The organism is Methylobacterium symbioticum (genome assembly GCF_902141845.1).
Taxonomy (GTDB): domain Bacteria; phylum Pseudomonadota; class Alphaproteobacteria; order Rhizobiales; family Beijerinckiaceae; genus Methylobacterium; species Methylobacterium symbioticum.
In genome coordinates, this window is record NZ_CABFPH010000082.1 from 1 (window position 1) to 23,488 (window position 23,488).

Sequence of the window (23,488 nt, forward strand, 5' to 3'; positions counted from 1 at the left end):
CCGGGCTCGGCACCGGCCCGGAGGATCCGGGGCCGCTCGCGCGGGCCGCCGCGCGCCGCCACGGCCTGCGCCTGCTCGGGCCCGACAGCGCCGGCCTCGTCGTGCCGGCGCGGAAGCTCAATGCCAGCCTGTTCGCCCACATGCCGGCGCCCGGCGATCTCGCCCTCGTCTCCACCTCCGGCACGGTGGCGGCGGCGATCGTGGAATGGGCGAGCCGGCACGGGATCGGCCTCTCGGCGGCGCTGGCGCTCGGCAGCGCCTGCGATGTGGACGTGGCCGATTGCCTCGACCATTTCGCGGGCGATTTCCGCACCCGGGCGATCCTGCTCTGCCTCGACGAGATCGCGGATGCGCGCCGCTTCATGTCGGCCGCCCGGGCCGCCGCCCGCGCCAAGCCGGTGGTGGTGCTGCGCAGCGGGCGCCACCGGCCGGATCGGCGCGAGAGCGTCACCCATACGGGCGCGCTCGCCAAGCCCGACGCGGTCTATGCCGCGGCCTTCCGGCGGGCGGGCCTGCTCTCGGTGCAGAATCTCGACGAGATGTTCGCCGCCGTCGAGACGCTGGGCCGGCAGCGCCCCTTTCCCGGCCGCCGCCTCGCGATCCTGGCGAACGGCGACGGCGTCGGCCAGCTCGCCGCCGATCGTCTGGCCGACCGCGGCGGGACGCTCGCGGGCGTCACCCCCGCCGACGGCTTCCCGGCCGAGAACCCGATCGACCTCGGCATCGAGGCGGACGGTCCGGCCTATGCGGCGGCCCTGGAGCCGCTGCTCCTCGACAAGGCCAACGACGCCGTGCTCGCGATCCACGTGCCGACCGTCCGCTCGGGCGCGGCCGCCGTCGCCACCGCCATCGCCGAGACGGCCAAGCGCGTCCGCGCCGGGCAGATGCGCAAGAAGCCGGTCTTCGCGATCTCGCTCGGGGACGATGCCGCGGCGGGCGAGGTGCTCGCCGAGGCCGGCATCCCGCGCTTCTCCACCGATTCCGAGGCGATCGAGGGCTTTCTCCATCTCGTGCGCTACCGCGAGGCGCAGGACGACCTGATGCGCACGCCCGATTCGCTGCCGCGGGACTTCCACGCCGACGTCCAGGCCGCGCGCGGCATCGTCGCCCGGGCCCTGCGGCAGGGCGCGACCTGGCTCGACCCGATCGCGGTGATGGAGCTGCTCGAGGCCTACGACATCGCCTCCGTGCCGCTGACGCTGGCCCCGGACATCGATGCGGCGGCGGCCGCCGCCTGGCCGGTCATCGCCGGGGGCGGGGCGGTGGCCCTCAAGGTGGTCTCGCCGGACGTGGTGCACAAATCCGATATCGGCGGCGTGCAACTCGACCTCACCAGCGAGGCCGACGTGCGCGCCGCGGCGCAGAGCATCCTCGCCCGGGCCCGGCGCGAGCGGCCGGACGCGCGCATCACGGGCTTCGCCGTGCAGCCGATGGTGCGCAAGGGCCGGCGGCGCGAGCTGATCGCGGGGCTCGCCGAGGACCCGACCTTCGGGCCCGTGGTGGTGTTCGGGCGCGGCGGCACCGCGGTCGAGGTGATCGACGACCGGGCGCTCGGCCTGCCGCCCCTCGACCTCGCCCTCGCCGAGGACCTGATCGGCCGCACGCGCGTCGCGCGGCGGCTCTGCGCCTACCGCGACGTGCCGGCCGCGGACATGCGCGCGGTGGCGCTGACCCTGGTCAAGCTCGCCCAGCTCGCCGCCGACCTGCCGCAGGTGCGCGAACTCGACATCAACCCGCTTCTGGCCGACGAAACCGGCGCCATTGCCCTCGACGCGCGGGTGCGGATCGGGCGCGGCTATCCGGAGGGACGCGCCGGCCGCGGCCATCCGCGCTTCGCGATCCGCCCCTATCCGACGGAATGGGTGCGCACGCTCACGTTCAAGGGCCGCCCCATCCAGGTGCGCCCGGTCCGGCCCGAGGACGAGCCGCTGTTCCGCGCCTTCTTCGCCACGGTCGATCCGGAGGATGTGCGCCTGCGCTTCTTCGCGCCGGTGCGCGAGTTCAGCCACGCCTTCCTGGTCCGGCTCACCCAGCTCGACTACGCCCGCGCCATCGCCTTCGTCGCCCTCGACGAGACCGAGACCGAGGAGGGCCGCCGCATGCTCGGCGCCGTCCGTCTCCATGCCGACGCCAACGGCGAATCGGGCGAGTTCGCGATCCTGGTCCGGTCCGAGGCACGCGGCACCGGGCTCGCCTACGCCCTGATGCGCCTGATGATCGACTGGGCCCGCGCGCAGGGCATCGCTCGCGTCGAAGGCTCGGTGCTCGCCGAGAACCGGCCGATGCTCGCGGTCTGCCGCCGCCTCGGCTTCGTGCAGCGTCCGGACCCCGAGGATGCCGGCATGGTCACGGTGCGCCTGCCGCTGAAGGCCGAGCCGGCGCCGTCCGCGGTGTGACCACGGTCCTGATTCGCGCGCCTTTGCCGTGACCTGCCGCGTCGCACCCCTCTCCCGGAGAGGGGGCGGGAGGGCCCGCGGCCGGTCCTCTCAGAACGGCCGGTCGTCCGGCAGGCGGGCCGCGGCGATCTCCTCCCGGGTCGGCTGGCGGCGCACGATGAGGCCGGCCGTGCGGTCGGGCTCCACCAGGCCGAGGCGGGCGAAGGCGTCGAGCCAGCCGTCCATCGGCCAGAAGCCGTGGCGCTCCCGGAAGCGGGCGGCGTTGCGCACGATGTCGGCGAAGTGCTGCAGCGGCGGATCGTAGGCCGGGTGGTGCTGGTGCCAGGCCTGGGCGCCACCCGCGAACAGGATCGGGATCCCGGCCGCGGCGGCGCGGAAGGCGAAGTCGGTATCCTCGGCCCCGTAGCCGTCGAAGCGCTCGTCGAAGCCGCCGAGCCGGTCCCAGGTCGCGGCCCGCATCGCGAAGGCGAGCGACCAGAACAGGCCGGGCTGCGGCGCGGGGACGACGCCCTCCGCGGGGAAGTGCCGGACCGGGTGGAGCCGCCCGGCCGCGTCGAGATCCGCCGGCCGCCAGCCGTCCCGCACGGCGCCCGCCGGCAGGTAGGAGACGGCGCAGCAGATCAGCCCGTCATGGGCCGCGACCTGCGCCGTCAGGCCCGCGACGAGGTCGGGGGAGGGGATGCAGTCCACGTCGAGATAGACGAGGGTGTCGCCCCGCGCCGCCTGGCGGCCGGCATTGCGGGCGGCGGCGAGCGGCAGGTCGCCCCGGTCGAGGAAGATCCGCCGCACGGGGAAGCCGGGCTCCGGCAGGGGCGCGGCGTCGCCCCCCATCTCGACCACGACGAGCTCGTCCGGGGCCGGGCCGCGCCCGAGTCCCTCGATCACGCGCAGGAGATGCGCGCGGCGCCCCTTGTTCAGGGTGATGACGCTGGTGCTCATGGCGGTCAGACGGTGACGAAGCGCTCGAACGGCCCGCACAGGCGGTCGATCATCGCCGATTCCAGGCGGAAGCCGGTGGGATCGTCCTGGATCAGGTCGGTGGTCTGCGAGGCGTGGGCGTAGACCGCCGCGCGCTTCGCGCTCTGGTGGGCCGAGACGTCGAGGCGGTAGCCCTGCGGCGCCGGGCCGACCTCGGTGTCGGGCGGCAGGGTCCAGCCCCAGACCGGGTATTCGTAGACCCGCGCCGCCCCGAGGAGCGGCCGGGCGAGGCGCACGATCGCGGCCGAGGCCTGGTGATCGCAATGGGGATCGTGGCGCCAGGTCACGAAGACGGCGCTCGCCGCGCAGTCGCGCGCCGCCTCGGCCACGGCCCGCGCCGCCGCCTCGGCCTCGGGCCCCGCGCTCGGCACATGGGCGTCGGGCAGGCGCAGGAAGCGCACGTCGCCCGGCGCGAGGCCGAGAAGCGCCACCGCGCGCAGGGTCTCCGCCTCCCGCAGGGCCCGCAGGCGCTCGGGCGGATGGGATTGCGAATGGGTATGCGAGCCGCAGCCGTCGCTGACCACGACGAGGCGCACCGCGCGTCCGAGCCGGCGCGCCTCGGCGATCAGGCCGCCGCAGCCGAGGCTCTCGTCGTCGGGATGCGGCGCGACCACGACGAGCCCGCCATCCCCGGCGAGGGTCGGCAGGTCGGCGAGCGGCAGGTGATCGGCCGCGGGGAGGAAATCGGCGACGCGCATGGCCTCAGTCCTGCCAGAGCGGCGGGCGCCGCGCTAGGGGTTTGCCGATCGGTCCGGGCCGTCAGGTCAGCGGTCGTTCTCGGTGGTGAGGTCGCCGAGCCGGGTGCCCTCGCCCTGCCCCTGCGGCTCGAGCCGCACGCCGGGGTAGGGCGAATCGGTGAAGACGGCGCCCGCCGCCATCAGGGCGCTGCGCAGCGCCTCGATCCGGCCGGGGGAGGGATCGCCATGACCCGCCTCGAAATCGCGCACGACCCGCTCCTCGAAGCCGACCTTGCGCGCCAGCTCCGCCTCGGACCAGCCGAGCAGGCCGCGCGCCGCCCGCGACTGGGCCGGGCTCATCGGCAGGCCGACCGCACCGCTCTGACCGCCCTCGTCGGATCCGACCACGTTCCAGCTCCCCGGATGCACCGTTGTGACAGGGACTAACGGCCGAGGCCGCGCTTCGGTTCGCCGAGTCCGGCGCCAAGCCCGCCGCGAAGCGTCGGACCGTCCCGCAAATCCACGGGGATCGTGGCACCGATCGCGCAGGCGAGGGCTCACGTTGTCTTGACCATAATTGTGCTGGAATCCTATCGCATTGGCGCTCCCGCACGTCCCGGAGACCGCTCCGGCAGAGGATCCACCCGAAGGATGCCGCGGCGTGCGGGCGGGCGCGCCGCAAGGGCGCCCCGAGGCGAAACCACGTGCCGCTGTGATGCGGGAGGGGCGTGAACGATGAGAGCGATGCATGTCGCCGCGCTGGCCTGCGCGGTCCTGGCCGCGGACCTGGCCCTGGTTGTCGAGGCCGGGGCGCAGAGCCCCAACATTTCGGGCTTCGGCCGCGGCAACCGTCGGCCGGGCGGCGAGGACGAGAAGAAGCCGCAGTACATCCCGTCCGAGAAGCCGACCGAGAAGGTCTTCCCGCTCGATTCGACTTGGACGGCGGTGAGCCTCAACGGCAAGCCCTTCAACGGGGCCGACCGGCCGAGCTTCATCATCGACAAGCAGTACCGCGCCCGCGGCTATGGCGGCTGCAACACCTTCGCGGCCACCGCCTTCCCGCTGCGCGAGCAGCACCTCGCGGTCGGCCCGCTCGCGCTGACCAAGAAGGCCTGCGACAAGGGTCTCGCCGCCGTGGAGCAGGCCTATTTCGTGGCGCTGCGCACCGCCGCGCAGTGGGACATGGTCGGCTCGCAGCTCGTGCTGAAGAGCCCGAATGGCGAGCTGCGCTTCGACCGCGCCCTTTAAGTCCGCGTTGACCATGCCGCGCGGTCCCCGCGCGGCGTTCACCCGCCCTTGAGGAGGCGGGGCGCTGATTCCGTCCCGGTTCGCGGGCGGAGTTGCGCATGGCTGGCAGGATCGGGCTCGGGCAGGCCATGCCCCAGAACGCGGAGACGGACCGGTCCGACCGCTTCGTCGCCCCGCGCAGCCTGCATACCGGCGCCCTCTGGATCGCCTTCGCCGCGCCGCTCACCGCCACGCTGATGCTGCTCGCCGTGCGCTTCGCGGGGTAGGGCGTTCGCGCGCTCCCCGTTGATCCGCCCCTCTCACCTCAGGATGAGGGGGTGAATGGGGCAAGGCCGATCGTCGCACGACGATCGGCCGTCAGATCACCTCGTCGGCCTTGTCGTCGGTCTCGCCGTAGCGGCGCAAGGTCGCCGGCTTGGTGCCCTCGTAGAGCCGGGCGAGGCCGGGCGCGATCTTCGCGTTCTCGCGCTCGAACAGCGAGGCGCCGTCGAGGTCGCTCTCCACGATGAAGGGGCCGAAGCGCTCCACGTCGAGCACCCAGACCGCCTGGGCGAGGCCGAGTTCCTGGCGCCAGTACACGCCCGGCACGTCGCGGATGCCGCGGCCGAGCAGCGCCCCGGTGCCGTAGCCGACCGTGGTGAGATAGATGGCGTTGTTGGGCACGAACACGTCCCGGTAGATCTCCGAGGTCATGCCGCCCTTGCCGATGATGATGTTGCAGCCAGACAGCTTGAACCAGCCGTCGAGCCACTTGGCGAAGCGGAAGGAGGCGGTGGCCGTCACCGCGCCGACGTTGAAGCGCCCGTCCGGCTCGATCGTGGCGGCGGGCGAGCAGTGGAAATTCGCCGTGCCGAGATCGACATTGGCGGCCGGCATGCCGGCGCCGTCCTCGATCGCCCGCTTGTAGACGCCCTCCCGCGCCGTGAAGAGGCGGCCGGTCAGATAGACCACGGTGCCGATCTCGAGGGCGCGCAGGTCCTCGGTGGAGGCCGGCAGTTTCAGCTCGACGGTCTTGAGCGCAGCCATGCCTCTACTCCGCCGCGACCGCGACGGGCTCGTCCCAGGCGACCGTCTCGCGCCGCGAATAGGGGGTGAACCATTCGGGATCTGTGCGGTACTCGACCCGGCCGTCGCCGTGGATGCGGGCGGTGGCGCGCCGCGAGGACAGGCAGAACATGTGCACGCTCATGGGCATGCCGCCGGTGTGGCAGTAGCCGACCTCGATATTGCAGGCGACGACCATCGACGAGCCCATGAAGCCCATGGCGCCCATGCCGATCGAGTTGCCGAGTTCGCGGAACTCCTCCTCCATCGCGGCGATCTTCGGGTCCGGGTTGCGGCTGCCGACGGTGCGCAGGCAGGAGGCCTGCTTGCCCAGCACCATGCAGGCATCCTTCGAGCCGCCGAGCCCGATGCCGACGATGGCCGGCTGGCAGGCCAGGCCCCGCTTGCCGAAGCCGACCAGCGTGTCGAGGAAGAAGCGGCGGATGCCCTGCATCCCGTCGCCCGGGAACAGCATCCGGTAATCCGAGCCGAACAAGCCGCCCTTGTGCACCGTGGTCAGGTCGATCCAGTCGGCCTCGGGGTGGAAGGCGTACTCGATCTCGGGGGCGTTGATGCCGACATTGTTGTCGTGGTCGGTGCGCCAGAGCGGGTGGACGCGGTTCGGCCGCAGCGGCACCGAGCGGGTCGCGCTCGCGGTCGCCTGGCGCAGCGCCCGCTCGACGGCGACGGGGCCGCCCTCGGGGCGGGCCTCGTTGCCGTACTTCACGTACCAGCGCGGCACGCCGGTATCGCCGCACATGGCGCGCCTGTCTTCCTTGGCCGCCTCGTAGTTCTCCAGCATCGCCTGGATCACGAAGGCGGACAGGTCGCCCGTCTCCGTGTTCGCACAGGCCCGGAGGCCCCCGAGATAATCCTCCGGGATCTCGATGGCGGCTTTGGCCATCAGGGATTCGGCGGTGCTCTGGATGGTCGAGAGGGGGATCATGGCGGGTTCCGCTACTCGGCGGCCATCGGCGGTTCGAGGAGCGTCTCGCCCGGCCTCACCCGGGTGAAACGCACCGGCTCGTCGGTGATCGTCAGGCTCTCGCCGACGCGGCGCACCACCGTGAAGGTGGAGGTGGCGAGATCCCCCGGCTCGGGGAAATCCGCGCGGTAATGGGCGCCGCGGGAATTCTCGCGGCGCTCGGCGGCCAGCGCGATCACGCGGCTGGTCTCGACCAGCGAGCGCAGGTTCAGCCAGTCGTGCCAGGTGAGGTTGAAGGCGCGCGCCCCGTCCGCGATGCCGGTCTCCAGCAGCTCGGCCTCGATCGCATCGAGACCGGCGAGGCCGCGCCGCAGCCCGGCGGCGTCGCGGACCACGCCGACCTCGTCCCACATCAGGTCCATCAGCCGCTCGCGCAGGGCGTTCACGTCACCGGGTTTCCGGGTGAAGGGATGCAGGCAGCGCGCGGCCTCGGCGGCGATGCGGCTCTCGTCCGGCTCGCGGAAGCCGCCGCTCGCGGCGATGACGTCGGGCATGCGGTCCCCGGCGATGCCGCCGAACACGGTGGAGTTGGCGACGCCGTTGCCGCCGAGGCGGTTCGCCCCATGCATCCCCGAGGCGTCCTCGCCCGCCACGAACAGGCCGGGCAGCTCGGTCGCGGTGTCGGGGCGGCAGGCGACGCCGCCCATGAAGTAATGGGCGGTCGGCACCACCTCGACGAGGCCGCCGGCGAGGTCGAAGCCGCAATCGCGGCAGCGATCAACCATGCCCTTGAAGCGCTTGGCCACATCGGCCGGGCCGAGATGGCTCATCCGGATATAGACGCCGCCGTTCGGCGTGGTGCGCCCGGCCTTCATCTCGGCGTAGATCGCGCGGCTGACGACATCCCGCGTCGCCCGTTCGAGCTTCGGATCGTAATCGGCCATGAAGCGGCGGCCGGCCCCGTCGAGGAGGTGGCCGCCCGCGCCGCGCAGGCCCTCCTCCAGCACGGTGCCGGTCATGCGGGTGTCGGGCCCGGCGAGCAGGCCGGTCGGGTGGAACTGCACCATCTCCATGTCGCGCAAGGGGAGGCCCGCGCGCAGAGCCATGGCGAGCCCGTCCATGCTCTTGTCGCCCGACGGCGTGTGGTAGCGGTACATGGTCGGGCCGCCGCCGGTCGCCATCAGCACGGCCCGGGCCTGCACGAAGCGTAAATGCCCCGTGCGGATGTCGGCCATCAGCACGCCGGCGAGCGCGTCGCCGGCCGGCGTCGGGATCAGCGCCAGCGCCCGGTGCTCCTCCAGCTTCCCGATGCCCCGGCGCTTCCAGACCTGCTCCATCAGCCGGTTGATGATCTCGATCCCGGTGAGGTCGCCCTTGTGCACCGTGCGGTCGAAGGTCTGGCCGGCGAAGGCCTTGCCGTGGAGCGAGCCGTCCGGGTTGCGGTCGAAGAAGCAGCCGACCTCGTTCTCCAATTCGCGCACGCGTTCCGGGGCGGTGGAGACCAGCGTCCAGGCCAGCTCCTGATCGGGCAGCCACTTGCCGCCCTCGATCGTGTCCATGAAGTGGCGTTCGACCGAGTCGCCGGCATGCAGCGAGACGTTGTAGCCGCCCTGGACCATGCGGGTGCAGCCGCATTTGCCGAGCAGCCCCTTGGTGGCGACCGTCACCGCGAGGTCGGGGTTCCGGTCATGGGCGTGGAGCGCCGCGAACAGCCCGGCTCCGCCGGAGCCGAGGATCAGGATGTCGGTGCGGATCCGCTCGATCTCCATGGTCCCTCACAGCAGCCGGACGAGGAAGGCGACGGCGACCAGCGCCGCGACGCCGCCCGCCGCCAGGGCCGCCCGGGTCTGGTTGGCGCGCCAGTCGAGATTCTCGACGAGGAGCACGCGCAGGCCCCCGAGCAGGTGGACGACGAGCAGGAAGACGAGGCCGCCCTCCGCGAGCTTGACCGCGGGCGCGTCGGTCCAGCGCAGGAAGCCGTCGAGGGCCGCCTCGCCGCGCAGCGACAGGGCGAGCACCAGGAAGTGGAACGGCAGGAAGACCGCGAGCCCGAGGCCTGAGACCCGGTGCACCATGGCGGCGACCCAGAGGGCGTTGCGGCGATAGGCGCGGGGGCCGCGGGCGCTCCGCCGCGCGCTGAGGGCAGGGGCGGTGCTCACGGCATCACCACGGCGATCACGGCGCGGGCGCCGAGCCCGGCGAGGAGGAGGGCGAAGGCGGAGGCGGCGAGCGCGGCGCCGCGCGCGCCGAGGGGCGTCCACTCGGCGAGGATGGTGCGGATCCCGATTCCGGCATGGATCGCGGCGGCCGCCACGAAGGCCGCGTAGAACAGGCCCCAGGCCACGCTGCCGCGGGTGCGGCCGAGGATGTCGGCGGCGCTGAGCCCCTGGCGCGTGGCGTAGAACATCACCGCCACATGGATCAGCACCAGCGGCGCCATCAGCGCGGCGGTGCCGCGCTGCCAGAGATAGAGGCGCACGTTCACGGCTTCAGCTCTCCCCGCAGATAGGCCTTCATCGCCATGCGCTTGAGGCCGGAGATCGCGCCGGTGGGGCTGAGGGATTGCGGGCAGAAATCCTGGCACGACTGGTGGCTGTGGCAGGCATGGCAGCCGCCATCGGCCGCCACCGCGGCGAGGCGCTCGCGCTGCGCCCCGTCGCGCCGGTCGTTCATCAGGGTCCAGGCCCGGTTCAGCGCGGCCGGTCCCACATAGGCGGCGTTCCAGCGCACCGTGTCGCAGCCGGCGTAGCAGACGCCGCAATTGATGCACTCGATGCCCGCATCGGCGACGACGCGGTCCGGCTCGCTCGGCCGGATCGGCTCGACCGGGTCGGCGCGGCTGAGCGTCGGCGCGAAGGCGCCGCCTGCCGCCTGCCACTTCTCGAAGAAGGGGCTCATGTCGGCGGCGAGGTCCTTGATGACGGGAAGGTTCGCCAGCGGCGCGATCTCGAGCCGGCCGCCCTCCGCGACCTTCGACACGTGGGTGCGGCAGGTCCAGCGCGGGCGCCCGTTCACGGTCATGGCGCAGGAGCCGCACATGCCGACGCGGCAGGCGAAGCGGTAGGACAGGGTCGGGTCGATATGGCGCTGCACGTGGGTGACCACGTCGAGCACGGTCTGGCTGGCCCGGGCGGGGACCTGGTAGCGCGCGAAGGCGCCGTCCGCGCCGCCGCGCCAGATCGAGACGGACAGATCGCCGGCCGCGGCCTCGGACATCGCTCCCTCCACTCCTGTCGAGAGCGGTTCTAAATCCGGGTGAGCTTCATCACAATCGAATAGGGTTCAAGCATAGCTTCGATTTTCCTCAAGAGCTTCGCGGCCCGCGCGCCGTGCCGCCGGCCTCGTGGCGCAGCACGTCGAGGAGCACGTCGACGAGGGCCGCCTTGCCGTGCTCCTGCATCTGCACGATGCCGACGACCCGTTTCGGGGCGGCCCCGGAGAAGCGCAGGATCCGCACGGCCAGGTCGCCCGCGGCATCGCCCGCGCGCTGCGGCACCACCGAGACGCCGAGGCCGTGATGGACCATGGTGCGGATCGCCTCCAGGGTGTCGAGCATCATGGTCTCGCGCACGGTGAGGCCGCGCCGCCGCAGGAAGTCGTCGATCAGTTCGCCGACCCAGGCCTGGCGCGAGTAGCGGATGAACGGGTAGCTCGCGAGCAGCTCCTCCGCCTTGCGGGCCGGCGCGTCCGGGGGGGCGATCAGGACGAGGGGCTCCTGCATCACCGGGGACCAGCGCAGGTCGGCCGCGCCGAGGCGGAAGTCGCTGACCACGGCCGCGTCGAGGCTGCGGCCCTGCACGCGCCCGACGAGTTCTTTCGACAGCCCCATAGCGAGCTCCACATGCAGCGCCGGGTAACGCTCTCGCAACGCTGCCAGCGCACGCGGCATGATGCCGGTGATGACGCTAGGCACCACCCCCAACCGCAAATGCCCTTCGACGAGTGTGTCCGAAATCACCCGGTAGAGCCGGTCATAGGCCGCCACCGCCTCTACGGCGTAGGGCAGGAAGGCGCGGCCCGCGGCCGAGAGGCCAGGCGGACGGCGCGAGCGGTCGAACAGCACGGCGCCGAATTCCTCCTCCAGCGCCTGCATCTGCACCGTGACCGCCGATTGCGTGCGCCCAACCTTCCGCGCGGCAGCGGCGAAGGAGCCGCCCTCGGCCACCGCCAGGAAAGTGCGGAGTTCGCGGATCGGCACGGGTCCTCCTGGCGGAACGGTTCTGCGGCCTCATCCTCCCGGCGGCTCGCCGAGGCTTCAAGCGCGGCCTGAGGGTTTGGGATGGATGGCAGGGGATTACCGAACCGCCGAATCCGTACACGGAGAAGAAATTTCTCGATCCAACACTAGCAAGGATAGAGTCGTTCCCCGGCAGTCGAGCTTCTGACAGATTTGGGAAAAGATCTGTCGAATCCTGCGCTTACCTCGATTGCTCAAGGCAGGGCGACGCGATATCCGCTCCCTTCGAGGCGGGCGGCTACGACAGGCTTCCGGGCTGCCCGGTCCGCAAGAGACCGTCAAGAAGACCGTTCAGAGGAGACCGCGATGGCAGGACAGACAGAGGGCGCGCGCCAGGTCGGCCACGGCCGCGTCTACGGCTCGATCACCGAGACGATCGGCAACACGCCGCTGGTGCGCCTGAACCGGCTGCCCAAGGAGCGCGGCATCGATGCCGAGATTCTGCTCAAGCTCGAGTTCTTCAATCCGATCTCAAGCGTGAAGGACCGTATCGGCGTCAACATGATCGACGCGCTGGAGGCCTCGGGCAAGCTAAAGCCCGGCGGCACCCTGGTCGAGCCGACCTCGGGCAATACCGGCATCGCGCTCGCCTTCGTGGCCGCCGCGCGCGGCTACCGCCTGATCCTGGTGATGCCGGAGACGATGTCCCTGGAGCGGCGCAAGATGCTCGCCTTCCTCGGCGCCGAGCTGGCGCTCACCCCCGGCCCGCAGGGCATGAAGGGCGCCATCGCCAAGGCCGAGGAGCTGCTCAACGAGATCCCCGGCGCGGTGATGCCGCAGCAATTCTCGAACCCGGCCACCCCGGACATCCACCGCCGCACCACGGCAGAGGAGATCTGGGCCGACACGGGCGGCCAGCTCGACGCCTTCGTGGCGGGCGTCGGCACCGGCGGCACGGTGACGGGCGTGGCCGAAGTGATCAAGCCGCGCCTGCCGAGCCTCAAGGTCTTCGCCGTTGAGCCGGAGGATTCCCCGGTCATCTCCGGCGGCCAGCCCGGCCCCCACAAGATCCAGGGCATCGGCGCCGGCTTCATCCCGGAGAACCTGCATACCGACATCCTCGACGGCGTGCTCAAGGTCTCGAACCAGACCGCGTTCGAGACTGCGCGTGCTCTGGCCCGCCTGGAAGGCATCCCGGGCGGCATCTCGACGGGCGGCAACGTCGCCGCCGCGCTGGAGCTGGCAAGCCGGCCCGAGTTCAAGGGCAAGCGCATCGTCACCGTCGCCTGCTCGTTCGCCGAGCGCTACATCTCCTCGGCGCTGTTCGAGGGCATCGGGCAGTAGCATCCGACAGCGCTCTTCAGCCGAAGGGGATGCCGGTTCGGCGGAGAGCGTGTCACAACAACGGCCTTTAAGGGCGCTCCGGCTCATCGGGGCGCCCCCTTCTCCGGCCGGGCATCCAGCCTCGGACGCAACCTCGCTCCCACGGAGGGGTTGTCCAGCCAGAGAAGGAAGCCAGCATGACCCAGGACAGCCGCCAGCGCCCGTCGCTGAAGGAGTTCGATGCCTATGCCGACCGCAACGGTCAGGACATGGGCCAGGATTCGGCCCGCGACGTCGGCATCCCCGCCCGCACCCAGGCCGATCTGAAGCGCGATCCCGAGGGCCAAGCCGAGACGGCACGGCTCGCGTCCGGCACCCCGCGCCAGGACGCCACGGACGCGACCGAGGCCGAGACGCCGCCCGAGAACCTGCGCCGCTTGCGCGGCGAGAGCACCGGTGCCGCCGCGGAGGCGATCGAGCGCGCCACCGCCGCGATCGGCCAGGATGATGGGAAGCGCTGATGCCTCGCGAATCCGAGACCGTCACCCGCAAGCCCGACGTGGATGTCGGCACCCCCGGCGGCCCTGCCGTCGGCGGCGGCCGGCAGATGCCGGATCAGGCCGCGATCACCGATATGGGTGGTTCCGGCCGCTCCGATACCGCGCGCCAGGGCGATTGGAAGGCCGGCGAGCCCGGCCGCGCTCCCCCTGCGCTCGGCGGCTCGTCGGGCGGTCATTCCGACCAGAAGGCGGCGGGCGGACCGGCGGCCGACCGCAAGGTGGGTGGCGGCCTGTCCCAGGCCGAGCGGCGCGAGGCGAAACGATGAGTGACGACCGCAAGACCAGCTCGGAAAATCCGCCGAAGAAGCCAGCCAACATCGCGCCCGACGCGGTCAAGGATCCGAACGAGAAAGCCGAGGGCAAGCCGGGCGAAGGGCCGGCGGGCGGCGGCCGGCAGCGCGGCGAGACCGATCCCGGCGGGAGCTGAGGCGATCCGGGATTCCAAAGGGATCATCCCTTTGGTGGGGTGCCGGGGCGACGCCCCGGCTTCTTCCGGGCTCTGCCCGGACCCGCGAGAGGGATGATCCCTCTCGACACCCGGATCAGCCGGACAATTCGCCCGCGCGGCGCTTGGCGGCGGCCACCGCCTCGCGCATCAGCGCCGGCAGCCCGTCGCCGCGCATCAGCACGTCGAGGGCGGCGGCCGTGGTGCCGCCGGGCGAGGTGACGTTGCGGCGCAGCTCCGCCGCCTCGAGCGGGCTCGCATCGAGCAGCGCGCCGGCGCCCGACACCGTGGCCCGGGCGAGACGCGCGGCCACCTCCGGGGGAAGGCCCGCCGCAATGCCGGCCTCGGCCAGGGCCTCGACCATGTGGAAGACATAGGCCGGGCCCGAGCCCGAGACGGCGGTGACCGCGTCGATCATCGCCTCGCTCTCCAGCCATTCGACATGGCCGGAGGCGGCCAGCAGCGCCCCGGCCATCGTCCGCTGCGCGGGCGTGACCTCGGGACTCGCGGCCGCGCCGGTGGCGCCGCGCCCGATTGAGGCGGGCAGGTTCGGCATGGCTCGCACGATGGCGCTTGCTTTGGGCAGGCGGTCGCGCAGGTTCGCGACGGTCTTGCCCGCCAAGATTGAGATGAGCAGGCTTGTCTCGCCGAGGCAGGGATCGATACCGGCAGCTGCGGCCTCCAGCCCCTGCGGCTTGATCGCGAGGATCACGACCTCGGCGCGCTCGGGCGTCTGCGGGTTGAGGCGCAGGCCGCGCTCCGCGCAGAGCGCGGCGATCTCAGACGCCGGCGCCGGATCGATCACCGTGGTGGTCGCCGGGTCGAGGCCGGCCTCCAGCCAGCCCGCCAGCATGGCACCGCCCATCTTGCCGGCGCCGACGAGAGTCAAAGAGGCGGGCAGCCCCGTAGAACGGGCCATCGGCCTCAGGCCTCGCCCTCGGTCTCGAACAGCACGGCGTCCAGCGCCTCCCGCGCCGACTTGCCGGCCCAGAGCACAAATTGGAAGGCTTGGTAGTAGCGCTCGCAGGCGTCGACCGCGGTCTTGTGCATCGTTCCGCACTGGGCATGGGTCGGAATCACGCCACCGGTAAGCAGGAGCGAGTGGCGAAACATCACCACGCTGTCGCTCGACCAAAGGTCGAAATGCCCGATCCAGAGTTGCTCGTTCACGAGCGAGATCAGGCGCAACACCTCGATGCGCTGGCGCTCGGGCACCTTCAGATCGAAGGCACAGGCCACGTGGAGCGCCTCCATGTCCTCGATCCAAGTGAAGGCGATGTGATAATCCGTCCAGCGTCCGGGACTCGTCACCGACATCTCATCCGCCTCGGCCCGGTCGAAGATCCAGTCCCGCAGAGAGGCCAGACGTTCGACCACATCGAGCGGGTGCTCGATCCGGTCGTGGTCTTCAATGTCGACGTGAAGCTGGGGCATGACAATCCGGGCTGGCGACCGGCCATCGGCCGCCGCTGCATGATGTTGAAAGTGAAGCCGGAACGGGAAGGCGCACCACGACGTGGTTAAGCTTGACCTGTCGCGATCAAACCACGTCTGCGGAGGCTCAACTGCTCGCGGTCATCGGCGGTCTCGGGCGAATCAGCACAGGACCGACTATAGACCGGGCGGGAGTCGCGACACAAAGCGGGCTGCCCCGGCGGTGAACAGGAAAGGCCACGGCGGCGGCGCTTCCCTGTGCAAAAGCCCTGACACCCCGAATCAGGCGATCTCGCTCGCCCCCATCGTCCCAGTCGCGCCGCCGGACGCCGTGCTAGCCCGGGCTTCCAGCGCCGCGACGCGGGCGGCGAGTGCCTCGTTCTGCGTGCGCAGGGTCGTCACGAGGTCGCGCAGTACGTCGACCTCCTCGCGAGACGCGATATCCATGTCGCGGATCAGGCGTTCGATCTGAGCTTTGACCACGGTTTCGGCTTCGCGGCGCACGCCCTGGGCCGCGCCAGCGGCGTCGGTCATTAACCGGGCGAAGTCGTCGAACAGGCGGTTGGAAGGGGGCATCGTCGTCTCCCACAGGCAGGGCGCGTCCGGCCTCTCGCACGTGCGGGGCCGAGATGGGAATCCCAGGTTCACGTGGCAATGTGCCCGCATCCACAGAGGCCGATATGAAAAGGGGCCCCGCAGGGCCCCGATCCGTCCGCGCCGCGTCCGCTCACATGCGGTGCATGCGCCGATGCATCATGCGGCGGTGATGCATACGGTGATGCATCATCCGACGATGATGCATGCGCCGGTGCATCATCCGGTGTTCCCGTCGCGTCATCTGCACCGGAGCGACGGTGTCCGCGGCCGTGACACCCATCGGCATGCCGGGGGCCGCCGAAGCCGGCACAGAGATCGCGGCGGCGCCAATCGATGCGAGCATGGCGAAGGCGAAGGTCAGTTTCCTCACGAGAGTTTCCTCGTCTCACAATTCCGGGTGCGGCACCCGGTTCGTCCTCTCGGGTGAGAGGTTCGGAGCAGAGTCTCGTGCCTTGCAGGCACGGCGGGCCGCCGCGAGAGGCCCGCCGTGCCCAACCTCGCAATCAGAGATTGGTTTCCTCGAAAGCCTTCACCCACTCCGCGCATATGCCTGAGCGGACGATATCGTCCCGGGTGAACTCCACGATCGGGATCGGCATCATCCGGCTTTTGATCAGATGTATGATGGTCCGTAGGCCCGATGTCTCGCGTAAATCGGTCTGCGATACGTCGCCGTTGATAATTACTTGGCAATCGTCGCCGATGCGGGTGAGGAACATTTTGATCTCGGATGTGGTGGTGTTCTGCGCCTCATCCAGGATTACCAAGCACTTCTTGAACGTACGCCCACGCATCACCTCGAAGGGAACGATCTCGATATCGCCGGTCTTCAGCGCGATGTCGAAGGCGGCTTGGCCCATGCGCTCCTTCATCGCCTCGGTGAGCGGGGCGACCCAGGGGGCGATCTTGTCCTCGAGGGTGCCGGGGAAGAAGCCGAGGGAGCGGCCGGAGGGGACGTTCGGCCGGGTGATCACGACCTTGGCGATGCGGCGCTGGCGAAGCTGATCCGCGGCGCGGGTGCCGGCGATGAAGGTCTTCCCGGTTCCGGCGGGGCCGAGGACGATGACTTGGTCGTTGCGAGCGAGAGCGTCGAGATATTCACCTTGTCGTTCGGTCAGTGGCTGGATCGGACTTAAACAACGTTCCTCATCAAACCGGGTTCTGTGCAGGCGAACTGCTCGGTCTTCCACCAGTTCAAGTCGTGCGCGCCGTCTTTTCATCGATCAACACTCCGCTTGGACTTGCCAATCTAGACCTATCACTGCGCTTTTATTTTTATTACCCTGACCTCAGACCTTTCATCACGCTCTGCACCCCAATGATGAACGGGCTTTCCGAGTTCCATCGTGGCTCGAATCTGCTGTGCAAACCGTTTCCGGGGGAAAGCAACGACCGCACCATTCGAACGCACAGGCGCAGCCTGCACGGCGGATGTTGCATTTCGGAGACGTTTCCGGAGCGGGTCCGCACGACGATTCGCGCTGTGGCCCGCGCGCAACGGGCCGCCCGGAACCGGGCGCGGCGTGGTCGGACCTAAGGCAGCGGATCGAGCCGGGCGCCGCCGCGGCGCCGGGTGGGTTGGGGATGGCAAGGCATCCGGCACGCCCTCGATCCTGTCTCGCGCCCGAAGGCGCGATTCCGGCCGGCCTTGCCGCCCCGAAGTCCGGGCTTGGCCGGCGGGACAGCTCAGCCCGGCTGGACGAAGCTGTCGAGAACCATCTTCCGGCCGGCCTTGTCGAAGTCAACGGTCAGCTTGTTGCCGTCGACCCCGGCAACCGTTCCCGGCCCGAACTTGGTGTGGAAGACCCGTTGTCCACCCGAATAGGCTGAGGCCGCGCCGGTCGACTTGGCGATCAGCTCGCCTTCGATCTGGCGGGGACCGCCGGAGCGCGCACCGGACCCGAAGCCGCCGGAGCGCCCGGGGGCGCCCGCATCCCGCCCCTGGGTCGCAGCCTGCGCCCGCTGCCAGCCGGGGGTGCCGTAGGAGGAGCCGAACGGCGTCGGGTTGCGGTCGAAGCGCGAGGCGCCGGCCGAGAAATGCGCCGGCGCCTCGACCACGTCGACCGCGGAGTCCGGCAATTCGTCGATGAAGCGCGAGGGGATGGTCGAGGACCACAGGCCGTGGATGCGCCGGTTCACGGCGAAGGAGAGCTTGGCGCGCTTGCGCGCCCGCGTCAGGCCGACATGGGCGAGGCGCCGCTCCTCCTCCAGTCCGGCGCGCCCGCTCTCGTCGAGGGCGCGCTGGTTCGGGAACAGGCCGTCCTCCCAGCCGGGCAGGAACACGGTATCGAATTCGAGCCCCTTGGCGGCGTGCAGCGTCATCAGGGAGACGCGCTCGGCCCCCTCCGCCTCCGAGGCCTCCATGACCAGGGAGACGTGCTCGAGGAAGCCTGCGAGGTCCGGGAACTCCTCCATGGAGCGCACGAACTCCTTCAGGTTCTCCAGGCGCCCGGCCGCATCGGCCGAGCGCTCCTTCTGCCACATCTCGGTGTAGCCGGATTCCTCCAGGATGGTCTGCGCCACCTCCGCATGCGGCTGGCTCTCCACGGCCCTGGCCCAGCGCGCGAAGCTCTCGGTCAGCGCCCGCAGCGTCGAGCGCACGCGGGGCTTCAATTCGTCGGTCTCGCAGAGGCGGCGGGCGGCGAGCAGCAGCGGTACGCGCTCGGCGCGGGCATAGGTGTGGAGTTGCTGCAGCGTCGCGTCCCCCAGGCCGCGCTTGGGCGTGTTGACGATGCGCTCGAAGGCGAGGTCGTCGGCGGGGTTGGCCGTCACGCGCAGATAGGCGAGCGCGTCGCGGATCTCGGCCCGCTCGTAGAAGCGCGGGCCGCCGATGACCCGGTAGGGCAGGCCGAGCTGCACGAAGCGGTCCTCGATCTCGCGCATCTGGGCGGAGATGCGCACCAGCACCGCGATCTCCGAGAGCGGGTGCTTCTGGGACTGCAGCCGCTCGATCGCCTCGGCGATGAGGCGCGCCTCCTCCTCCGAATCCCAGGCACCGCTCACGGTGACGCGCTCGCCCGGCTCGTCGTCGGTGCGCAGGGTCTTGCCGAGGCGGCCCTCGTTCTTCGCGATCAGCCCGGAGGCGGCGGCGAGGATGTGGCCGGTGGAGCGGTAGTTGCGCTCCAGCCGCACCACGGCCGCGCCGGGAAAGTCGTGCTCGAAGCGCAGGATGTTGTCGACCTCGGCACCGCGCCAGCCATAGATTGACTGGTCGTCGTCGCCGACGCAGGCGACGTTGCGGTGTCCCTGGGCCAGCAGGCGCAGCCAGAGATACTGGGCGACGTTGGTGTCCTGATACTCGTCGACCAGGATGTAGCGGAAGCGGCTCTGGTAGGTCGCGAGCACGTCCGGGTTCTCGCGCCAGAGCTTGAGGCAGAGCAGCAGCAGGTCGCCGAAATCGACGGCGTTCAGGGTGGCGAGCCGCGCCTGATAGGCGGTGTAGAGGGCCGCACCCTTGCCGAAGGCGAAGGCGGAAGCCTCGCCCGCCGGCACCTGCTCGGGGCCGAGGCCGCGGTTCTTCCAGCCGTCGATGGCATGGCTCAGGGCGCGCGCCGGCCAGCGCTTCTCGTCCACGTTCTGGTCGGTGATGACCTGCTTCATCAGGCGGAGCTGGTCGTCGGTGCCGAGGATGGTGAAGTCGGATTTCAGCCCGACGAGCTCCGCGTGGCGCCGCAGGATCTTGGTGCCGATGGCGTGGAAGGTGCCGAGCCAGGGCATGCCTTCGCCGGCCGGGCCGACCAGCGTGCCGATCCGGTGCTTCATCTCGCGGGCGGCCTTGTTGGTGAAGGTCACCGCGAGGATGTCGTAGGGCCGCGCCCGGCCCGTGGCGATGAGATGCGCGATGCGGGTGGTCAGCACCCGGGTCTTGCCGGTGCCGGCGCCCGCGAGCACGAGGATGGGCCCCTCCGTCGTCTCGACGGCGCGGCGCTGCTCGGCATTGAGCCCGTCGAGATAGGCTGCGGCCGGGCGGAGCGCCCCCATGGCGCGGGCCGAGATCGAGCCGGCGGCGCTGTCGGATTCGGGGGCTCCGAAGGCGGGTTGCGGTAGGGTCTGCATCCGCCTTCCCTGGACCATAACGCGAACGGCGTCGAGAGCCACGGGATCTCAGGGATCCGGTCGGGCCGGTCCCGCAGGGCCTCGGGCCGTCCGGCGCCCTGCCGGTTGGCCGAGGCTCCGCGGCCGGAGGCCCTGCCGGGGAACCGGCCCGCCCGTCCGGGCGTCGTCGCTCCAGAACCCGAGAGATGGAACCCGACGCCATGCGCCTCGCACAGATCATCGTCGCCGCCGGCCTCGTCGGCCTTGCGGCGCCGGCCGCCGCGCAGGTGCGCTCCGGCAACCCCAACGCGGCCAACGAGTCGTTCTCCCGCCAGAGCGAGTCCCGCGGCGTGCAGCAGGACATCACGACGCAGAACAACACCACGCGCATGGACATCCAGCGCAGCCAGACCGCGCCGCAGGCCCCGCCGGCCGGGGGCGGCGTCGTCGTGCCGCGGCGCTGATCGGCCGGTCTCCGCGCGGGAACGCGGCGCCTTCCCTTCACCCACCTCATCCTGAGAGCCTGTTTGAGGTCGAGCGGTGTTGATCACGCGTATCCCCTCCTCGCCCTCAGGATGAGGTGGATGGGCGGGATCAGCCAAGTCTCTGCATGACGGTCCGTCGATCCCCACGAACAGGCTCTCAGGATGAGGTCGAGGGGGGAGCGACGGCAGGACCACGCGATCCGCCTTCGAATCCGTCTCCGCGGCCCGGATCCTGCCGGCCCCCGTCAGACCTCGCGCCGCTCCAGCAGCCAGACGCTCTCGGTTGCCTCGACAGTGCCCTTCAGTCGGCCGGCGACGGGCACCCGGTCGAGCCGGGAGAGCGCGTAGTCGCGGGCGTAGAGCGACCGGACCTCCTCCTCGCCGACCGAGAAGGGCGGCCCGTCCATCAGGGACGGGTCGTATTCGAAGCAGATCAGCAACTGGGCGGCTGCGGCGGTGATGCGGGTCAGGTGGCCGGCATAGCGCGTGCGCATCATGGCGGGCAGGGCGACCAGCGCAGCCCTGTCGTAGACCGCGTCGACCCGGCCGAGGATGTCCGCCGACAGGGCGAACACGTCCCCGACATGGATGTCGATGCCCGCTGCGCGATAATGCGTGAGGCTGCCCGCCCGGGTGATGGCAGGCTCCAGCGCCAGGTCGGCAAAGAGCTGATCGACCGCATCCCGGCTCAGCTCGGCGCCGGACACGCGCAGGCCCCGCGCCATCAGCCAACCGATATCCGCCGACTTCCCGCACAGGGGCACGAAGACGTGCGATCCAGCCGCAAGGGACAGCCTGTCGACGTGGCGCACGAGCAGCGCATTCGGCCTGCCTTCGTGGAAGGCGATCTCGTTCCGCTGCCACTTCCGGTGCCAGAAATCCGGTTCCACGCGACGCCCTCCGGGTTGTCCGCCAGCCGCGCGGCGACCGTGCCACGGCGCGCGCCTGCGCGGTAGGCGCCATCCCGACGCCGACGCTCACAGCCCGCCGGGACAGGCCGCGATCCGTGGGGCGGCTCCGGACACGGCCCTCGCAAGCCCCCTGGCGCGGGACCGCCTCCGGCATGCTATGTCGCTCGGGGGCTGAACGATCGCGCGCGATCCGCGTGCAGCCCGCCTTCAAGAAACCCGTCCCCGGCGGACGGGCCGCATGCGGAACGTGAACGGTGCGTGACCTCCTGACCGCGCTCGCGGGCGCCGTCATCCTCCTCCTCGTGGCCGCGCTCGCCGTGCCGCCGCTGATCGATTGGACGGCCTATCGCGGCGTGGTGGACCAAGCGGTCTCGCGCTCGCTCGGCCTGCCCGTCCGCAGCGAGGGGCGGCTGGAGGTGCGGCTCCTGCCCTCGCCACGCCTGCGCATCGACCGGCTGCATCTCGGCGAGGGCGCGGAGAGCCCGAACCTCGACGCCCGCTTCGTGAAGGCCGAGGTGGCGCTCTTCCCGCTTCTGAGCGGCGAGTTCCGCTTCACCGAGACGCGGATCGGCCGGGCCGAACTGCGGCTGCCGGTGACGGGGAACGAGGCGCTGCTCGTCCCTGCCGATCTGCCGGCGGCGTTCGCGGGCCGGGACTTCGCCATCGAGGATCTGCAGATCCAGCAGTTCCTGCTCACCACCCGCGTCCCGGCGACCGGCCGCACCGACCAGCTCTACGCGCAGGACCTGCGCCTCCAGGCCCCGGCGCTGGCCGGCCCCTGGCGGGTGGACGGCACGAGCGGCGGGGTGCCGTTCCGGTTGACCAGCGGCGCGCTCGCCGAGGACGGTGTCGCGGTCAAGCTCTCGGGCGGCGGCGAGGAGCATCCCCGCTTCGAGGCCGAGGCCCGCCTGAGCCTGGAGCCCGGCCGCGGCGCCCGCCAGGGTCGGGCGGTGCAGGCGGAGGGCAGCGCCCGCCTCGTCGTCGGGCCGCCGAGCCAGGTTGCGGGGGCTTACCTGCCCCTGGCCCTCTCCGGACGCTTCAAGGCGACCGGCTCGCAGGTCCGGTTCGAGACGGTCACCGCCGAGATCGATCCGGGCGGACGCCCGCTTCGGCTCGCGGGCAGCGGGGACCTCAATCTGCGCCAGTGGCGGGCCGCCCTGGCCCTGCAGGCGCGACGGCTCGATCTCGACGGCTTCCTGGCCTCGCCCGAGGGGCAGGCCCTCCTCGCGCGGGGATTGCCGAAGGCGGGAAGCGCCCTGCCCGTGCTGCTCGACCTCGATCTCGCCGTCGAGAGCCTCGCCCTCGGCGCGGCCGAATGGTCGGACCTCGCCTTCGCCGCCACCCTCGACCGCGGCGGCGGCCTGGTGCTGAAATCGTTGCGCGCCACCGCCCCGGGCGGGGCCGTGCTCGGCGCGAGCGGCGCCGTCGAGACCGCGCCGACGCTCCATTTCAACGGTCCGGTCAGCCTCTCGGCGCCGCGCTCGGAGGGGTTCGGCCGCTATCTCCGGCGGATCGGGCTGACCGGGCCGGCGGTGGCCGTGCTGGACGGGCGCCCGGTCGAGGCCAGCGCCGACGTCGCCGCTGCCCTGCCGAGCCTCGACCTGCGCAACCTGCGCCTCGCCCTCGGGCCGGCGCGGATCACCGGCAATGCCCGCTACACCGCCCCCCAGGGGGCGGCGCGCGGCCGCTTCGAGGCGCAGATCGCGGCGCGCGGCATCGACGTCGCGGCGCTGCCGCCGCTCAACACGGCCTTCGCCGCCCTGGACGGCCACGATCTCGGCCTGACCCTGGAGGCCCGCGACGTGCGCTACGGCGCGACCGACACGGGCATCATCGCGGCGCGCATCCAGTCCGACGGGCCGAGCCTCGTCGTCGACAGCCTGGAGGTGACGAACCTTGCCGGCGCGAACGCCGCCCTCTCCGGCCGGATCAGCCCGGACGGGGCAGGCCGGATCGCCGGCCGCCTCTCCGCGCCCGCGGCGGCCCCGCTGCTCGCCCTGCTCGACCGGGTCTGGACCGGCGAGAGCCGTTTCGTGCCGGATTTCCTCCGGGCCGGTGCCCTCGACCTCGCCCTCACGCTCGAGCGGGATTCCGGCGCCGCGGAGGCGCTGCGCGCCACGGCCCAGGGCCGTGCCGGGGGCGGCGACCTCGATCTCACGCTGACGAGCCGGGCCGGGCGGCTGGAGCGCGCCGCGGTGCGGCTCGCCCATGCCCGGGCCGCGGCCTGGTTCGGGCGCGCCGACCTGCCCGGCC

General features: G+C 71.5%; 26 protein-coding genes. 9 read left to right on the top strand and 17 right to left on the bottom strand.

Annotation, left to right across the window (positions count from 1 at the left end; translation table 11 throughout):
• Positions 1-2,396: bifunctional acetate--CoA ligase family protein/GNAT family N-acetyltransferase (locus MET9862_RS21580; protein WP_142584920.1), on the top strand; the 2,396-nt coding region annotated here is incomplete at its 5' end.
• A 90-nt stretch (positions 2,397-2,486) separates the two neighbouring features.
• Here the strand turns inward: MET9862_RS21580 and MET9862_RS21585 are convergent.
• From MET9862_RS21585 to MET9862_RS21595, 3 genes are all read right to left on the bottom strand, one after another.
• Positions 2,487-3,335: a glycosyltransferase family 2 protein gene (locus MET9862_RS21585; protein ID WP_142584921.1), complete on the bottom strand. Its 849-nt coding sequence runs from the start codon at positions 3,333-3,335 to the stop codon at positions 2,487-2,489.
• 5 nt (positions 3,336-3,340) lie between these two features.
• The gene (locus MET9862_RS21590) at positions 3,341-4,072 is read right to left on the bottom strand and encodes a PIG-L deacetylase family protein (protein ID WP_142584922.1); all 732 of its coding nucleotides are present in this window, start codon (positions 4,070-4,072) and stop codon (positions 3,341-3,343) included.
• Positions 4,073-4,138: 66 nt separating this feature from the next.
• The gene (locus tag MET9862_RS21595) at positions 4,139-4,459 is read right to left on the bottom strand and encodes a helix-turn-helix domain-containing protein (protein ID WP_244612835.1); all 321 of its coding nucleotides are present in this window, start codon (positions 4,457-4,459) and stop codon (positions 4,139-4,141) included.
• 327 nt (positions 4,460-4,786) lie between these two features.
• Between MET9862_RS21595 and MET9862_RS21600 the strand changes: the two genes are divergently transcribed.
• Entirely contained in the window at positions 4,787-5,299 is a 513-nt protein-coding gene (locus MET9862_RS21600) for an META domain-containing protein (protein ID WP_142584923.1), read from the top strand.
• A 98-nt stretch (positions 5,300-5,397) separates the two neighbouring features.
• On the top strand, positions 5,398-5,565 hold the full coding sequence (locus tag MET9862_RS29560; RefSeq protein ID WP_185156961.1) for a hypothetical protein: 168 nt from the start codon (positions 5,398-5,400) through the stop codon (positions 5,563-5,565).
• Between the two features lie 91 nt (positions 5,566-5,656).
• Here MET9862_RS29560 and MET9862_RS21605 read toward each other — a convergent pair whose 3' ends face one another.
• The 7 genes from MET9862_RS21605 to MET9862_RS21635 form a co-directional block, all read right to left on the bottom strand.
• Positions 5,657-6,325 carry a fumarate hydratase C-terminal domain-containing protein gene (locus MET9862_RS21605; protein ID WP_142584924.1) on the bottom strand — a complete coding sequence of 223 codons (669 nt, stop codon included), beginning with the start codon at positions 6,323-6,325 and terminating at the stop codon, positions 5,657-5,659.
• Between the two features lie 4 nt (positions 6,326-6,329).
• Positions 6,330-7,289 carry a fumarate hydratase gene (locus tag MET9862_RS21610; RefSeq protein ID WP_142584925.1) on the bottom strand — a complete coding sequence of 320 codons (960 nt, stop codon included), beginning with the start codon at positions 7,287-7,289 and terminating at the stop codon, positions 6,330-6,332.
• An 11-nt stretch (positions 7,290-7,300) separates the two neighbouring features.
• Positions 7,301-9,037: an L-aspartate oxidase gene (locus MET9862_RS21615; protein ID WP_142584926.1), complete on the bottom strand. Its 1,737-nt coding sequence runs from the start codon at positions 9,035-9,037 to the stop codon at positions 7,301-7,303.
• A 6-nt stretch (positions 9,038-9,043) separates the two neighbouring features.
• Positions 9,044-9,427 (bottom strand): succinate dehydrogenase/fumarate reductase transmembrane subunit, encoded by a 384-nt coding sequence (locus MET9862_RS21620; RefSeq protein WP_244612836.1) that lies wholly within the window; start codon positions 9,425-9,427, stop codon positions 9,044-9,046.
• Positions 9,424-9,753 (bottom strand): succinate dehydrogenase, encoded by a 330-nt coding sequence (locus tag MET9862_RS21625; RefSeq protein ID WP_142584927.1) that lies wholly within the window; start codon positions 9,751-9,753, stop codon positions 9,424-9,426. Before MET9862_RS21625 ends, MET9862_RS21620 begins: the two co-directional genes overlap by 4 nt.
• Positions 9,750-10,484, bottom strand: a complete 735-nt coding sequence (locus tag MET9862_RS21630; protein WP_142584928.1) for a succinate dehydrogenase/fumarate reductase iron-sulfur subunit — start codon at positions 10,482-10,484, stop codon at positions 9,750-9,752. The genes MET9862_RS21625 and MET9862_RS21630 overlap by 4 nt, the downstream gene beginning before the upstream one ends.
• Positions 10,485-10,572: 88 nt before the next feature.
• A complete protein-coding gene (locus MET9862_RS21635; RefSeq protein ID WP_142584929.1) occupies positions 10,573-11,466 on the bottom strand; it encodes a LysR family transcriptional regulator in 894 nt (297 codons plus the stop codon).
• Between the two features lie 345 nt (positions 11,467-11,811).
• Here MET9862_RS21635 and cysK point away from each other — a divergent pair, with 345 nt between their 5' ends.
• From cysK to MET9862_RS29565, 4 genes are all read left to right on the top strand, one after another.
• A complete protein-coding gene (gene cysK, locus MET9862_RS21640; protein ID WP_142584930.1) occupies positions 11,812-12,789 on the top strand; it encodes a cysteine synthase A in 978 nt (325 codons plus the stop codon).
• 176 nt (positions 12,790-12,965) lie between these two features.
• Positions 12,966-13,289 carry a hypothetical protein gene (locus MET9862_RS21645; RefSeq protein ID WP_142584931.1) on the top strand — a complete coding sequence of 108 codons (324 nt, stop codon included), beginning with the start codon at positions 12,966-12,968 and terminating at the stop codon, positions 13,287-13,289.
• Positions 13,289-13,594 (top strand): hypothetical protein, encoded by a 306-nt coding sequence (locus MET9862_RS21650; RefSeq protein ID WP_142584932.1) that lies wholly within the window; start codon positions 13,289-13,291, stop codon positions 13,592-13,594. Before MET9862_RS21645 ends, MET9862_RS21650 begins: the two co-directional genes overlap by 1 nt.
• Positions 13,591-13,755, top strand: coding sequence for a hypothetical protein (locus MET9862_RS29565; protein ID WP_185156962.1), 165 nt, complete (start codon positions 13,591-13,593; stop codon positions 13,753-13,755). The genes MET9862_RS21650 and MET9862_RS29565 overlap by 4 nt, the downstream gene beginning before the upstream one ends.
• Before the next feature lie 115 nt (positions 13,756-13,870).
• Here the strand turns inward: MET9862_RS29565 and proC are convergent, their stop codons facing one another.
• From proC to MET9862_RS21680, 6 genes are all read right to left on the bottom strand, one after another.
• Entirely contained in the window at positions 13,871-14,692 is an 822-nt protein-coding gene (proC, locus tag MET9862_RS21655; RefSeq protein WP_142584933.1) for a pyrroline-5-carboxylate reductase, read from the bottom strand.
• Between the two features lie 5 nt (positions 14,693-14,697).
• A complete protein-coding gene (locus MET9862_RS21660; RefSeq protein ID WP_142584934.1) occupies positions 14,698-15,207 on the bottom strand; it encodes a type III secretion system chaperone family protein in 510 nt (169 codons plus the stop codon).
• A gap of 282 nt (positions 15,208-15,489) precedes the next feature.
• Positions 15,490-15,783 (bottom strand): accessory factor UbiK family protein, encoded by a 294-nt coding sequence (locus tag MET9862_RS21665; protein ID WP_142584935.1) that lies wholly within the window; start codon positions 15,781-15,783, stop codon positions 15,490-15,492.
• A gap of 151 nt (positions 15,784-15,934) precedes the next feature.
• Complete coding sequence (locus MET9862_RS21670) at positions 15,935-16,174, bottom strand: hypothetical protein (protein ID WP_142584936.1); 240 nt, start codon at positions 16,172-16,174, stop codon at positions 15,935-15,937.
• A gap of 133 nt (positions 16,175-16,307) precedes the next feature.
• Positions 16,308-17,024, bottom strand: a complete 717-nt coding sequence (locus tag MET9862_RS21675) for a PhoH family protein (protein ID WP_142584937.1) — start codon at positions 17,022-17,024, stop codon at positions 16,308-16,310.
• A gap of 466 nt (positions 17,025-17,490) precedes the next feature.
• On the bottom strand, positions 17,491-19,860 hold the full coding sequence (locus tag MET9862_RS21680; RefSeq protein WP_185156963.1) for an ATP-dependent helicase: 2,370 nt from the start codon (positions 19,858-19,860) through the stop codon (positions 17,491-17,493).
• Positions 19,861-20,045: 185 nt separating this feature from the next.
• Between MET9862_RS21680 and MET9862_RS21685 the strand changes: the two genes are divergently transcribed.
• Complete coding sequence (locus MET9862_RS21685; protein WP_244612837.1) at positions 20,046-20,303, top strand: hypothetical protein; 258 nt, start codon at positions 20,046-20,048, stop codon at positions 20,301-20,303.
• 266 nt (positions 20,304-20,569) lie between these two features.
• Here MET9862_RS21685 and tmpT read toward each other — a convergent pair whose 3' ends face one another.
• Positions 20,570-21,214, bottom strand: coding sequence for a thiopurine S-methyltransferase (gene tmpT, locus MET9862_RS21690; protein WP_142584938.1), 645 nt, complete (start codon positions 21,212-21,214; stop codon positions 20,570-20,572).
• A 275-nt stretch (positions 21,215-21,489) separates the two neighbouring features.
• Here tmpT and MET9862_RS21695 point away from each other — a divergent pair.
• On the top strand, positions 21,490-23,488 hold a 1,999-nt coding region (locus tag MET9862_RS21695; protein ID WP_142584939.1), incomplete at its 3' end, for an AsmA family protein.